The following is a 13,479-nucleotide window of genomic DNA, read 5'->3' on the forward strand; positions in this document are numbered from 1 at the left end:
CGCGACTCATGAGTGCTCGGTTATATGCGGGCCAATTGGTTGTACGGTAGATTTTGTGTGTAGGCTTCTTCATTTGAAAATTATATCGCTGAAAAAGCCTTTACAGATAGGTTTGTGCAACAAAGCCTCATAAATTCTAAATTAGAAAATATTTATCCATTATTTTGAGTAAAATGGAATAAAATATACAGCTGATAATATCTTCTTAATATACAAGGTTGACACCATGCTAGAGCTCTCGGAACTTAAAATCGCGATTATCGGATTAGGTTACGTCGGTTTACCGCTAGCTGTTGAATTTGGTAAAAAAGTGGCCGTAGTCGGTTTTGATATCCATCAAAAACGTATCGATGAACTTAAATCAGGCACAGACCACACCTTGGAAGTCTCTCCAGAAGAATTAGCGCAGGCAACACATCTGACCTATAGCGCATCACTTGATGATTTAAAAGACTGTAACTTCTTTATCGTGACAGTGCCAACCCCAATTGATGAGTATAAACAGCCGGATTTAACGCCACTGATTAAAGCATCACAAAGTATCGGTCAAGTACTCTCAAAAGGCGATATTGTGGTTTATGAGTCAACGGTTTATCCGGGTGCTACAGAAGAAACCTGTATTCCTGTCTTAGAAAAAGTATCAGGTTTGACCTTTAACCAAGACTTCTTTGCAGGTTATAGCCCTGAGCGTATTAATCCAGGCGATAAATTACACCGTGTCACCAATATTTTAAAAATCACTTCAGGTTCTACCCCTGAAGTTGCTGATCTTGTCGATGAAGTCTATAACTTGATTATTGAAGCAGGCACGCATAAAGCACCAAGTATTAAAGTCGCTGAAGCGGCTAAAGTCATTGAAAATACGCAGCGTGATGTGAATATTGCACTGATCAATGAACTTGCGGTGATTTTTAATAAAATGGGTATTGATACCGAAGCGGTACTTCAAGCTGCGGGTACTAAATGGAACTTCTTACCATTCCGTCCAGGTCTTGTGGGTGGTCACTGTATCGGGGTTGATCCGTACTATCTCACCCATAAAGCACAGTCGATTGGTTATCACCCTGAGATTATTTTGGCGGGTCGTCGTTTAAATGATGGGATGGGTGCTTATGTGGTGACGCAACTGGTTAAAGCGATGTTAAAAAAACGCATCCAAGTTGAAGATGCCAAAGTGCTCATTTTGGGTTTAAGTTTTAAAGAAAACTGTCCTGATATTCGTAATACCCGAATTATTGATATCGTCAATGAACTCAAAGAATATCATATCGATGCTGATGTTTATGATCCGTGGGTGGATGCTCAAGAGGCACAGCATGAATATGGGATTGACCCGATTTCAAGCCTTGAAAATGGCAAATACGATGCGGTGATTTTAGCGGTTGCTCATCAGCAGTTTAAAGAAATGGGTGCAGATGCGATCCGTGCTTTAGGTAAAGCTGAACATGTACTGTATGACTTGAAATATGTGCTATCTCACGCCGAATCAGACCTTCGTTTGTAAGAGGACATACCCATGAATCAATATCAACAGGTATGTGAGCAATTGCAAGTACAGCCAAAAACATGGCTGGTGACGGGTGTTGCAGGTTTTATTGGCTCTAACCTTTTAGAAAGATTATTGAAGCTGAATCAAACGGTGGTGGGTTTAGATAACTTTGCTACAGGTCATCAGCATAACCTTGATGAAGTCCAAGCTTTAGTGACTGCTGAGCAATGGGCAAAATTCCGCTTTATTGAAGGTGATATTCGTCAGTTTGCAGACTGCCAAAAAGCCTGTGCAGGTGTGGATTATGTCTTGCATGAAGCGGCACTCGGTTCCGTGCCACGCTCCATTGCAGACCCGATTACTACAAATGACACCAATATCAGTGGCTTCTTAAATATGCTGACTGCGGCGCGTGATGCAGGTGTCGCAAGCTTTACTTATGCGGCAAGCAGCTCAACCTATGGTGATCATCCTGCATTGCCAAAAGTGGAAGAAAACATCGGTAATCCATTGTCACCATATGCCGTGACCAAGTATGTCAATGAACTCTACGCTGATGTATTTGCCCGTAGCTATGGTTTTAAAGCGATTGGTCTACGTTACTTTAACGTGTTTGGTCAACGCCAAGATCCAAACGGCGCTTATGCGGCAGTGATTCCAAAGTGGACAGCGTCGATGATCAATGGTGAAGATGTCTTTATCAATGGCGACGGTGAAACCAGTCGTGACTTCTGCTTTATCGATAATACGGTTCAAGCCAACATTTTGGCGGCGACTGCATCGGATGAAGCGAAAAATCAGGTCTATAACGTCGCTGTTGGTGACCGGACCACATTGAATGACTTATACCGTGCGATTCAAGTAGCACTTGCGGAAAATGATGTACAGTTTGAGCGTGATCCGGTGTACCGTGATTTCCGTGCTGGTGATGTCCGTCATTCACAAGCGAGTATTGCCAAAATTCAGCAACATTTGGGTTATGCACCTGAATTTAAAATCGCTGAAGGCATTCAATTGGCAATGCGTTGGTACGTGAACAACTTAAAATGATCTTAAATAGATGATTGCGAAACTGTTCGCAAAGTATCAGTCGATTGGGCTGATTACCTTAAGTTTACTGGCAGGTGCGATAATGACATTTATCGCACTTCCTGTTTTAACGCGCCTGTATTCTGTTGCGGACTTTGGTGCCTACGGCATTGCCTTAGCCATCGTCAGTGTTTTATCGACGGTTGCAAATCTACGTCTTGATCAAGCCTTATTGGTCGCCGAAGAGCAAGATAAAAAAAGCCTGATCTTTGAAGGGGCGGTGTTCTCAACGGTCATTGCAATCATCAGTGGCATTGTCCTTAGTTTTATTTTAAATGTTGAAATGGCAGGGGCTGTCGCGACAGGTGTGCTTGCCAATACCTTGATTCAAAGTCTTTATAATTATCAATTTTCCGCGCACAAAGAGTATTTCTGTGCAGGCTTAAATATTTTTAGAAGTGCGATTGTGGTGGCAGTGCAACTGTCTTTACCACTGGTGATGCAAATCAGTTTGGTGAATAGTTATAACGTCAGCTCGATTATCATGATTGTGGCGGTACTGATTTATGTGCTGAAAAACCAACTGTATCAAGTCAGTTGGCAGGCTTTTAAAAATTATAAAGATTTCATTTACGCCAATACGCCGCATGCCTTGCTGAATAGTTTTTCGCATAATTTGCCGTACTATGTGGTGTCGCATTTTGTCGGTGTGCAGGCAATGGGTTTCTATGCCATTGTCGAGCGAACTTTACGTGTGCCGATCAATCTGATTTCGCAAACCTTGCGTCAGTTCTTTATTCGCAAATTTAAAACCACGGATTCCAATCAAAGTGCTTTAAAGGCGAGTTTACTACTCAGTCTGGTTTCACTGCCTTTATTTGCCGTTTTCTTTATTCTGCCTGAATCGCTGTATTTATGGATTTTTGGCAGTGAATGGGTCGGTATTTCAAGCTATTTCCAAATTTTAGCTTTGGGTTATTGGGCGATTTTCTGTAATCCACCGAGCTCGGCTTTTTTAATTGCCAAGCGCAACAGCCAAGTACTATTTAAACTGCAAATCGTGGAACTGATCATTAAGTTCGCATTATTTGCAGGGCTGTATGTTTTATTTGAGAATAAAATTTATATGCTGTTGGCAGTGCCGGTGGCGCTGATCATCTATAACTTTGCCATTTTATATGTGGTGTGGAGAAACAAAAACTGATGTTTTTTAAATTGTTAAAACTGATGAATTGGTTCACTGCACAATGTCGTCAGCAATTTTATAACGTGGCTTTTGGGACAAAATTCCGCTATTTCGGTAAAGGCTGTAGCGTGGATATTAGTGGACAAGTGAAGATCGGCAACAATGTTTATATTGGCGATCATGTCAGTCTCATCGTGGAAAAAGGTGCGGTACTTGAGATTGCCGACAACAGCTTTATTGGTGAAAATTGCTATATCAAATGCTTCGGTGGCAAGGTGGTGATTGGTAAAGATGTTAGCATTAATTCCAAGTCCTATATTAATGGCTGTGGCGGTGTCACGATTGGCGATAACACTCGGATTGGCACGCAAAGTATTATGATTGCCAGTAATCATAAGTTCGGTGAGCCTGATCTTTTGGTTAAAGATGCGATTACCAAACTCGGTGTCAGCCTCGGTGAAAACATTTGGCTCGGTGCACGCGTGACGGTTTTAGATGGTGTCACCATTCCAAGCAACAGCGTGATTGGCGCGTGTAGTTTAGTGTCTAAACCACTGGATGATGCGGGTGTGTATGTCGGTAGTCCCGTCAAGAAAATCAAAAATCTATAAATCAGGTCATCATACTGACTTTGGTCCGAATATCTTCAAGCGCATTTTCAGCGTAAAATATTCAGCGATTTTTCCTCCTTTTTAGAACCTGACATAGGTCATGTATATGGCATTTATTGTTTCTGCTTTTCGACAGCTGTTTGATTTGGTTTATTTTATGGCCAAAGGCAGTGTGGCATATGCACGTAAAAAGGGGGTCAAAGTCGGTGAAAACTGCCGAATTTATATTAAAAATTGGGGCTCAGAACCGTTTTTAGTCTCGATTGGTGATCATGTCACGGTCACATCAGGCGTGAAGTTTATTACCCATGATGGTAGTACTTGTTTGGTCAAAGATGCTCAAGGTAAACGTTATCAACGCTTTGCCCCGATTCAGGTTGGTTCACATGTCTTTATTGGCGTAAATAGTATTATTATGCCGGGCGTGAGTATTGGTTCCAATGTGGTGATTGGTGCAGGTTCGGTGGTGACCAAAGATATTCCAGATCATTCTGTGGCGATTGGTGTGCCGGCTAAAGTAGTGTCGAGCTTTGCTGATTATCAAGCCAAAATTCAAAGCACTTGCGCGAGTGACAGTGAACTCGTTGGCATTATTGATTACCGCGCACGCGTTGAACGTGCCATGGTGATTCAAGCCTCAAAACTCTCAGATTAATACGTTCCCATTTCATGTTATTTAGGTCATATTATGTTGAATAAAGTCATGTTCTTTTTGCCGAGCTTGGGCGGTGGCGGTGCGGAACGTACAGTCATTCAACTGGCCAACAGCTTTGCTGAACAAGGTCTGAAGGTGCATTTGGGTGTGTGTGACCTCAATGGCGTAAAAGGCAAACTGTTGCCTGAAGTGAGTCCTAAAATTGAATTGGTGAATTTTAATTGTGGGCGGGTGATGAATAGCATCTCGCCACTGAAAATAAAAATGAAAGCGGAGCAATACGATTGTATCGTTGCCACCCAAACCCATACCAATATTGTCGCAGGCATTGCCAAAAAGTTAGCAGGCGTCAAAACACGTTTGATCTTCCGTGAAGTATCTACGCCGTCTAAAAATATGAAGTTGCAGGGGATTGCCAAGTTTGTGCTAAAAACTTTGGTGAATTGGACGTACCCGATGGCACAGCAAGTGGTGTGTGTGTCTAAAGGCGTCGAAACGGATTTTCGAGAATATTACAGTTATAAACAGAATAATCTGAGCACTATTTATAATCCTGTACTCGATGATGCCTATTTTGAAAAACTCAACGCCCCAGTCTCGCACAAATTTTTCAATGAGACCAACAAGGTCATTTTGGCGGTTGGTCGTTTAACTGAGGCCAAGAACTTTGGCTTTTTGATTCGTTCATTTAAAGCCTTACATGATCAGTATGTAGATACACGTTTGATTATTTTAGGCGAGGGTGAATTACGTACCGAGTTCGAAGCCTTGGTGAATGAATTGGGTTTAAAAGATGTGGTCGATTTACCCGGTTTTGATGCCAATCCCTATGCCTATTTTAAATATGCCTCACTGTTTGTACTCAGTTCGAATTGGGAAGGTTTGCCAGGTGTACTGATTCAAGCCTTAGCATCCAAAGTCAAAGTGGTCAGTACCGATTGCCCAAGTGGTCCACGTGAAATTTTAGACCATGCCAAGTTTGGTTTATTGGTTAAATGCAATGATCAAACAGGTTTAACCCAAGCGATGCATCAGGCGATTTTTGCCGACTATGTACATTACTCAGATGCCGATTTTGGCACGCATATTCAGCAGTTCCATAAACAAACCGTGCTGAAACAGTATATGCACATGATGGAGTCTGCATCATGAGCAAGCCATTGATGGTGCATGTGATTACCAACTTTGCAGGGGTGGGTGGTGCTGAAATGATGTTGGCACGCTTGATTCAATATACGGAAGATCATTATCAGCATGTCATTATTGCTTTGATGAAAACATCGGAGGTGTATCAAAGCACGCTTGATCGTTGCCAGTCATATTATGCGCTCAGTTGGAATGGCATAAATACACTTGGAATCATCAAAAAACTGCGTGGACTACTTAAACAACTACAACCTAAAACCGTACAATGTTGGATGTACCATGCCAATGCGTTGACGAGTTTAAGTGTCATCGGTTTAGCCCACAAACCGAATGTCGTGTGGGGCATTCATCACTCGCTTGCATCACCGAAAGATGAATCGATCAGCACCAAAATTGCACTCGGTTTAAGTCAAATTTTATCGAAACAGCCAAGTGCCATTATTTACTGTGCGCATTCATCGAAACAGCAACATACTGGTTTTGGTTTTAAAAATGCTCAACAGCATGTGATTGCAAATGGCGTATTTCTTGATAAATTTCAGCCGAATTTACAGCTCAATCAGCCAACGGTGATTGGGTTTGCTGGTAATTATCGACATGCCAAAGGTTATCCGTACTTGTTTGAAACTATGGGCTTGCTGAAAGATGAAAACATCATCTTTAAAATTGCGGGTGGTGGCGCAAGATTAGACAATCCAGACGTTAAAGCCTTATTTGAACAATATCAGTTAGATGCTAAAAAGGTTCATCTGCTTGATCAAATCTCCGATATGCCTGCCTTTTATCAATCGATTGATGCATTCTTGATGACCTCAATTACTGAAGGTTTCCCAAATGTCTTGGTCGAAGCGATGGCATCAGGTTTGCCGTGTATCAGTACCGATGTCGGTGATGCCAAATACATTGTGCAGGATTTAGGCAGTATTGTTCCGCCACGCAATGCCCAAGCGTTGGCAGATGCGATTTTACAATATGCACAAAAAACTGAAGCAGAAAAACAAGCCTTAAAACAAGCAACGCGTGAACGGGTCGAGCAGAATTTCAGTATTGCAACCGTCAGCCGTCAATATATGCAGGTGTGGAGCCAACAGGCATGAAATTTTTAATGATCAGTAGTTTTTTGCCGTCGGTACTGAATTTTCGTGGCAAATTATTAGAAGCTATTGCTGCCCACGGCTATGAAATTCACATCATGGCACCTGAGTTTGCAGACTTTCCTGAAGAACAGCAAAAACTGCAAGCACTCGGCTATCACTTGCATGAAATTCCGATGCAACGCACGGGTACCAATCCATTGGCGGACTTAAAACTGCTTAAAAACCTGTATCAGCAGATTCGTCATATTCAGCCCGATTATGTGCTGTCCTATACCATTAAACCGGTGATTTACGGCACACTCGCATCATGGCTTGCCAAAGTGCCACATCGTTTTGCTTTAATTACCGGTCTAGGTTATGCCTTTCAAAATGTGGAGTCGGGCAAGCACAGTCTGTTCCAAAAAATGGTACATGGTTTATATGCCCAAGCCTTAAAACATAGTGACAAAGTCTTTTTCCAAAATCCGGATGATTTAAAACTGTTCCAAGATATACATTTACTTGAAGCTGATAAACTGGCTGTGGTGGTGAATGGTTCAGGCGTGAATGTACAAGATTTTGATGTCATGCCATTACCGAAAAATCAGCAGGGGCAGGTTAAAGCATCATTCTTGCTGATTGCACGATTGCTCGGTGATAAAGGTGTGCGCGAATATGCTGAATCGGCACGCATTATCAAAGCCCAATATCCTGAAGCAGAATTTCATTTGGTCGGTTGGATTGACGATAACCCTTCTGCGATCTCGCAAGCTGAACTGGATGAATGGATTGCTGATGGTCGTCTGAAATATTGGGGTAAACTCAGTGATGTGCGTCCTGCGATTGCACAAAGTTCGGTCTATGTGTTGCCCTCTTATCGTGAAGGTACACCTCGCACGGTGTTAGAAGCCATGGCAATGGGACGTGCGATCATTACCACTGATGCACCGGGCTGTCGTGAAACCATATCGCATGGTGTAAATGGCTATTTGGTCGAGGTAAAATCAGTCGATGATTTGGCACAGAGCATGCAATATTTTATTGAAGATCCAAAACTCATTGAGTTTATGGGACAACGTTCACGTGAAATTGCTCTCAATAAATATGATGTGCATCAGGTGAATAAACATATGCTTGCTGAAATGGGAATCATCGATATCAATTTAGAGTCTGGCGCATGTTGATTAAATACATCAAAAGCGATTTATATCGTTATACGGGAAAAGTCAGTTTTAAATTGTTTATTAAAAACTACCTATTTAATCGCGGCTTTAATTTTTCATTTTGGTTACGTATTGCCAGTTCAAAAACGTTTTTAGCAAAACTTGTTTATCCCATTTATTATTATAAAAGAAAGCAATATGGGATCGATATTCATACCACGACTAAAATTGGCTATGGCTTATATATTGGACATGGTGGACCTTTAGTCATTAATCCCACAGCAGAGCTTGGGCATAACGTCAATTTATCTCAATTCACAACGATTGGCGCCAATGGTGGTCGTCGTGCAGCCAAAATAGGTAATAATGTTTATATTGGACCTCATGTCTGTATCGTGGAATCAATTACGATTGGTGATAATTCAACGATTGGCGCGGGTAGTGTGGTGACGAAAGATATTCCTGAAAATGCCACGGCTGTAGGAAATTATGCCAAAGTCATTCACATGAATAATGCAGGTCAATCTGTAAATAGACGTTGGACAGATCTTGACTAAGGGGCAGAGGAATTCAATGTTAAAACGTATTATTGATATCACCATTGCTTCCACGGCTTTAATTTTGCTGTCACCTGTGTATTTGATCGTGGCACATAAGGTGAAAAAGAATTTAGGTTCGCCGGTGCTATTTCGTCAGGTGCGTCCGGGTTTACATGGTAAACCATTTGAAATGATCAAGTTCCGTACCATGAAAGATGCGCTGGATGCTGAGGGCAACCCATTACCCGACAGCGAACGCCTCACCCCATTTGGCAAAATGCTTCGTGCCACAAGTTTGGATGAAATGCCTGAATTGTGGAACGTGATTAAAGGTGATATGAGTATTGTTGGTCCACGACCACTGCTGATGGAATATTTACCTTTATATAATCAGGAACAAGCCAAACGCCATAACGTGCGTCCGGGCATCACGGGTTATGCACAAGTGAATGGTCGCAATGCCATTTCATGGGAAAAGAAATTCGAACTCGATACATGGTATGTGGAAAACCAATCACTGTGGCTCGACTTTAAAATCATGTTGAAAACAATAAAAAAAGTGCTTGCCAAAGACGATATCAGCGCCGAAGGCGAGGCAACCATGAGTAAATTTACCGGCACACCGGAAAAAAAATGACAACACTTTATGCAATTTATGGGGCATCAGGTTGTGGGCGTAGTTTGATGCCCGTCGCACGTCAGCAATTGGCGCGTGAACAAGATCAATCTGAAATTGTCTTTATTGATGATGCTTTAATAGAAATCGGTTCGGTGAATGGTCATCGTGCTATGAATTATTCAGCCTTTTTAAATGAATCAGCATCGACAAAATACGTGCAAATTGCGATTGCCAATAGTCGTGTACGAGAAAAGATTGCCAACCGTTTAGAAGCGGACGGTATTCAGCTTTGGTCAATCTGTGCTGACAACGTCATTTTCATGGATGAAGTACAAATTGCAGAAGGTTCAGCACTCAGTCCATTTGTCACCATTACCTCCAATATTAAAATCGGAAAATGCTTCCACGCCAATTTATATAGCTATGTCGAGCATGATTGTGTGATTGGGGATTTCGTTACCTTTGCGCCAGGCGTAAAATGCAACGGTAATATTCATATTCACGACCATGCTTATATTGGCGCAGGTGCCATGATTAAGCAGGGCACCCCCGATCAGCCTTTAGTGATTGGCGAAGGTGCGATTGTCGGTATGGGCGCCGTGGTCACCAAAAGTGTCCCTGCGGGCGCAACAGTGGTGGGTAATCCTGCGCGGATTGTCACGACTTCACAGCAATAAGTTTTAGGAAAATTCCATGTTAAACAGTGCATTTGAGCCTTGGCCAAGCTTTACCCAAGCAGAAGCCGATGCGGTGTCAAAAGTCCTTTTGTCTAATAAAGTCAATTATTGGACAGGTCAGGAATGCCGTGAATTTGAAAAGGAATTTGCACAGTTTGTTGGAACCCAACATGCGGTTGCGGTAGCCAATGGTACAGTGGCACTGGATTTAGCCCTCAAAGCCCTCGGCATCGGTGCAGGGGATGATGTGATTGTCACTTCACGTACCTTTTTAGCGTCTGCAAGTTCGATTGTCACTGCAGGTGCTAATCCGATTTTTGCTGATGTCGAACTCGATTCACAAAACATCTCACGTCGTACTATTGAAGCTGTACTTACACCGAATACCAAAGCGATTATTTGTGTGCATTTGGCAGGTTGGATGTGTGATATGGATCCAATCATGCAATTGGCTGAGGAAAAAGGCATCTTCGTGATTGAAGACTGCGCTCAAGCGCATGGTGCGATGTATAAAGGCAAATCCGCAGGTTCAATTGGTCATATTGGCGCATGGTCGTTTTGCCAAGACAAGATTATGACCACTGGCGGTGAAGGCGGTATGGTCACCACCAATGATGAACATCTTTGGAAAACAATGTGGTCCTACAAAGATCACGGTAAAAACTTTGATAGCGTCTATAACAAACAACATCCACCGGGCTTCCGTTGGTTACACGACTCATTTGGCACCAACTGGCGCATGATGGAAATGCAAGCAGTAATTGGTCGTTTGCAACTGAAACACATGCCGGAATGGACAGCAAAACGTAATACTAATATGGCACGGATCCAAGCTGTATTTGAACATAGTCCTTATTTTACAGTGGCTAAACCATCATCTGATTATGTGCATGCAAGTTATAAATGCTATGTACAAGTCAATGTTGATGCTTTGCCTGAAGGCTGGTCACGTGATCGCATCATGGCGGAAATTAGCGTGCAAGCGGTGCCATGTTTCAGTGGTTCATGTTCAGAAGTGTATTTAGAAAAAGCTTTTGATGAGACACCGTGGCGCCCAGTAACACGTTTAGCCAATGCGAAAGCTTTAGGTGAAAGTAGTCTGATGTTCTTGGTGCATCCAACACTGTCTGAACACAGCCTACAAAAAACCGTAGATGCGATTCAAAGCGTGCTTGCCAAGATTCACGCCTAAAACAGCGTATAATCACAGCGTGCTTTTTCAGCCAAGATAACTGAGCCTCAATGAAAGATTTTATTCGTTCAATTGCATCCTTACCGCGTCGCCAAAAACAAGTGGTTTTGGTGACCATGGACATGTGCATGTTGCCACTGATGATGTGGCTGGCCTATGCCATTCGTTTGGCACGTCCAAATGTGACCGTGATGCAAGGGCTTGAGGCTTGGTATATCTATGTTGCCATCGCAGGTGTAATGATTTTTGCCTTGCTCGGGATTTACCGTGCGATTGTACGTTCATTTAATGAAGATTATTTACTGCGTATTTCGATTGGGACATTTATTCAAATTGTGGCGTTGTATGCCATTAAAAAATTAGATGTTGCCTTTATTCCGATGAGTATTCCACTCATGTACGGCTTTATGCTGTTTTCTTACATGTGGTGGAGTCGCGCGGTGATTCGTTATGCGACACTTAAAACTTTTGCCAAAAAACAAACTCGCAAACGTGTGGCGATTTATGGGGCAGGCTTGGCAGGACAACAAATTGCGGCCGCTTTAAACCGTTCGGATGATTATTTACCTGTTTGTTTTATTGATGATAAAAAATCACTGAAAGGTCAGTCTTTAAGCGGTTTAAAGATTTATTCACCAAAAAAAGCACAAAAGAAACTTGGAAAATTTGGTATCGAAGAAGTTTTACTGGCTATGCCATCGGTAGGACGTGCACGTAAAAAGGAAATTATTGAATCCTTTGAAGCCACTGATGTCAAAATCATGGAATTACCAGGTGTGACACAACTGGTTGATGGTAAAGTCAAAGTATCTGATATCCGTGAAGTGGATATTATTGATTTACTCGGTCGTGATCCTGTACCACCAAAGCCTGAACTACTAGAAAAAAATATTAAAGATAAAGTCGTGATGGTCACAGGGGCAGGGGGGTCGATTGGTTCCGAGCTTTGCCGTCAAATTGTCAAGCATCAACCTAAAATGCTGGTGTTATTTGAGATGTCCGAGTTTGCTTTGTACTCTATTGATCGAGAATTACAAAATTCAGGTGTTCAAGTCATTCCAGTTTTGGGCTCGGTGACCAATCAAGCCAAATTGGAACGTATTTTGCACCAATATAGCGTGCAAACGGTGTATCACGCGGCGGCCTATAAACATGTACCACTGGTTGAAGCCAATCCTTTTGAAGGTATTTATAATACCTCGATTGGTACACAGCGCAGTGTTGATGCTGCTGTGGCACAAAGTGTTGAAACTTTTGTGCTAATTTCAACTGATAAAGCCGTGCGTCCAACCAATGTGATGGGTGCATCTAAGAGAATGGCAGAGTTGTACTGTCAGGGTTTGGCATCAACTCATCCGAAAACCCAAATCAGTATCGTACGCTTTGGTAATGTGTTGGGCTCATCGGGTTCGGTTGTGCCACTGTTTAAGAAGCAAATTGCCCAAGGTGGGCCTGTGACAGTGACCCATCCTGAAGTGACACGTTACTTTATGACCATTCCTGAAGCGGCACAGCTCGTGATTCAAGCCGGGGCAATGGGTACAGGTGGTGATGTATTTTTACTCGATATGGGGGAGTCGGTTAAGATTGTTGATTTAGCTCGACAAATGATCCGTCTCAGCGGATTTCGGCCTATTGATGCAAATGGGGTGGGTGATATTGAAATTCAGTTTACGGGTTTACGTCCGGGTGAAAAGTTGTATGAAGAGTTGCTGATTGATCAAGATAGAGTAGAAAAAACGGATCATCAGCGGATTTTAAAATCTTTTGAAAAGTATTTCAATAAACATGAAATTGAGAGTGTTTTTCATAAGTTGGATAAATATATTAATATAAATAACGATATAGAAGTTTTTTATTTATTGGAAAAATACGTCGATGGTTATAGTTTTATTAGTTAGATAGGTTTTTAAATAATAATTTCGGCAACCGATCAGTTGAAATTAGTTATATAAATTTTGTTATATAAGGGCTTTGTTGCACAAACCTATCTGTAAAGGCTTTTTCAGCGATATAATTTTCAAATGAAGAAGCCTACACACAAAATCTACCGTACAACCAATTGGCCCGCATATAACCGAGCACTCATGAGTCGCG

13 protein-coding genes are annotated in these 13,479 nt (G+C 42.1%); all 13 read left to right on the forward strand.

The features are described from left to right. Positions 1 to 226 precede the first annotated feature (226 nt). The 13 genes from tviB (at position 227) to FTU58_RS13360 (ending at position 13,283) form a co-directional block, all read left to right on the forward strand. Positions 227 to 1,504: a Vi polysaccharide biosynthesis UDP-N-acetylglucosamine C-6 dehydrogenase TviB gene (gene tviB / locus FTU58_RS13300; protein WP_180062560.1), complete on the forward strand. Its 1,278-nt coding sequence runs from the start codon at positions 227 to 229 to the stop codon at positions 1,502 to 1,504. 12 nt (positions 1,505 to 1,516) lie between these two features. Beyond that, positions 1,517 to 2,539 (forward strand): NAD-dependent epimerase/dehydratase family protein, encoded by a 1,023-nt coding sequence (locus FTU58_RS13305; RefSeq protein WP_180062561.1) that lies wholly within the window; start codon positions 1,517 to 1,519, stop codon positions 2,537 to 2,539. Positions 2,540 to 2,549: 10 nt separating this feature from the next. Continuing rightward, positions 2,550 to 3,722, forward strand: a complete 1,173-nt coding sequence (locus FTU58_RS13310; RefSeq protein WP_180062562.1) for a lipopolysaccharide biosynthesis protein — start codon at positions 2,550 to 2,552, stop codon at positions 3,720 to 3,722. Next, positions 3,722 to 4,315 carry an acyltransferase gene (locus FTU58_RS13315; RefSeq protein ID WP_180062563.1) on the forward strand — a complete coding sequence of 198 codons (594 nt, stop codon included), beginning with the start codon at positions 3,722 to 3,724 and terminating at the stop codon, positions 4,313 to 4,315. Before FTU58_RS13310 ends, FTU58_RS13315 begins: the two co-directional genes overlap by 1 nt. Positions 4,316 to 4,421: 106 nt before the next feature. Then, positions 4,422 to 4,970: an acyltransferase gene (locus tag FTU58_RS13320; RefSeq protein ID WP_180062564.1), complete on the forward strand. Its 549-nt coding sequence runs from the start codon at positions 4,422 to 4,424 to the stop codon at positions 4,968 to 4,970. Positions 4,971 to 5,003: 33 nt separating this feature from the next. Beyond that, complete coding sequence (locus tag FTU58_RS13325) at positions 5,004 to 6,122, forward strand: glycosyltransferase (protein ID WP_180062565.1); 1,119 nt, start codon at positions 5,004 to 5,006, stop codon at positions 6,120 to 6,122. After that, positions 6,119 to 7,213, forward strand: a complete 1,095-nt coding sequence (locus FTU58_RS13330; protein WP_180062566.1) for a glycosyltransferase — start codon at positions 6,119 to 6,121, stop codon at positions 7,211 to 7,213. The genes FTU58_RS13325 and FTU58_RS13330 overlap by 4 nt, the downstream gene beginning before the upstream one ends. Continuing rightward, positions 7,210 to 8,376: a glycosyltransferase family 4 protein gene (locus FTU58_RS13335; RefSeq protein ID WP_180062567.1), complete on the forward strand. Its 1,167-nt coding sequence runs from the start codon at positions 7,210 to 7,212 to the stop codon at positions 8,374 to 8,376. Before FTU58_RS13330 ends, FTU58_RS13335 begins: the two co-directional genes overlap by 4 nt. Continuing rightward, positions 8,370 to 8,912 carry a serine O-acetyltransferase gene (locus FTU58_RS13340; protein ID WP_180062568.1) on the forward strand — a complete coding sequence of 181 codons (543 nt, stop codon included), beginning with the start codon at positions 8,370 to 8,372 and terminating at the stop codon, positions 8,910 to 8,912. Before FTU58_RS13335 ends, FTU58_RS13340 begins: the two co-directional genes overlap by 7 nt. A gap of 16 nt (positions 8,913 to 8,928) precedes the next feature. After that, positions 8,929 to 9,531, forward strand: coding sequence for a sugar transferase (locus FTU58_RS13345; RefSeq protein ID WP_180062569.1), 603 nt, complete (start codon positions 8,929 to 8,931; stop codon positions 9,529 to 9,531). After that, on the forward strand, positions 9,528 to 10,190 hold the full coding sequence (locus tag FTU58_RS13350; protein ID WP_180062570.1) for an acetyltransferase: 663 nt from the start codon (positions 9,528 to 9,530) through the stop codon (positions 10,188 to 10,190). The genes FTU58_RS13345 and FTU58_RS13350 overlap by 4 nt, the downstream gene beginning before the upstream one ends. Positions 10,191 to 10,206: 16 nt before the next feature. Then, positions 10,207 to 11,382 (forward strand): DegT/DnrJ/EryC1/StrS aminotransferase family protein, encoded by a 1,176-nt coding sequence (locus FTU58_RS13355; protein ID WP_180062571.1) that lies wholly within the window; start codon positions 10,207 to 10,209, stop codon positions 11,380 to 11,382. 50 nt (positions 11,383 to 11,432) lie between these two features. Beyond that, entirely contained in the window at positions 11,433 to 13,283 is a 1,851-nt protein-coding gene (locus tag FTU58_RS13360) for a nucleoside-diphosphate sugar epimerase/dehydratase (protein WP_180062572.1), read from the forward strand. The last annotated feature ends 196 nt before the right edge of the window (positions 13,284 to 13,479 follow it).

The organism is Acinetobacter sp. YH12120, assembly GCF_013418795.1.
GTDB lineage: Bacteria > Pseudomonadota > Gammaproteobacteria > Pseudomonadales > Moraxellaceae > Acinetobacter > Acinetobacter towneri.

What these genes read in the sequence shown, in the direction of transcription:
- FTU58_RS13305 (WP_180062561.1), top strand. Translation starts at nt 1,517, where the DNA reads ATGAATCAATATCAACAGGTATGTGAGCAATTGCAAGTACAGCCAAAA.
- FTU58_RS13320 (WP_180062564.1), top strand. Translation starts at nt 4,422, where the DNA reads ATGGCATTTATTGTTTCTGCTTTTCGACAGCTGTTTGATTTGGTTTAT.
- FTU58_RS13315 (WP_180062563.1), top strand. Translation starts at nt 3,722, where the DNA reads ATGTTTTTTAAATTGTTAAAACTGATGAATTGGTTCACTGCACAATGT.
- tviB (WP_180062560.1), top strand. Translation starts at nt 227, where the DNA reads ATGCTAGAGCTCTCGGAACTTAAAATCGCGATTATCGGATTAGGTTAC.
- FTU58_RS13345 (WP_180062569.1), top strand. Translation starts at nt 8,929, where the DNA reads ATGTTAAAACGTATTATTGATATCACCATTGCTTCCACGGCTTTAATT.
- FTU58_RS13335 (WP_180062567.1), top strand. Translation starts at nt 7,210, where the DNA reads ATGAAATTTTTAATGATCAGTAGTTTTTTGCCGTCGGTACTGAATTTT.
- FTU58_RS13360 (WP_180062572.1), top strand. Translation starts at nt 11,433, where the DNA reads ATGAAAGATTTTATTCGTTCAATTGCATCCTTACCGCGTCGCCAAAAA.
- FTU58_RS13355 (WP_180062571.1), top strand. Translation starts at nt 10,207, where the DNA reads ATGTTAAACAGTGCATTTGAGCCTTGGCCAAGCTTTACCCAAGCAGAA.
- FTU58_RS13330 (WP_180062566.1), top strand. Translation starts at nt 6,119, where the DNA reads ATGAGCAAGCCATTGATGGTGCATGTGATTACCAACTTTGCAGGGGTG.
- FTU58_RS13310 (WP_180062562.1), top strand. Translation starts at nt 2,550, where the DNA reads ATGATTGCGAAACTGTTCGCAAAGTATCAGTCGATTGGGCTGATTACC.
- FTU58_RS13340 (WP_180062568.1), top strand. Translation starts at nt 8,370, where the DNA reads ATGTTGATTAAATACATCAAAAGCGATTTATATCGTTATACGGGAAAA.
- FTU58_RS13325 (WP_180062565.1), top strand. Translation starts at nt 5,004, where the DNA reads ATGTTGAATAAAGTCATGTTCTTTTTGCCGAGCTTGGGCGGTGGCGGT.
- FTU58_RS13350 (WP_180062570.1), top strand. Translation starts at nt 9,528, where the DNA reads ATGACAACACTTTATGCAATTTATGGGGCATCAGGTTGTGGGCGTAGT.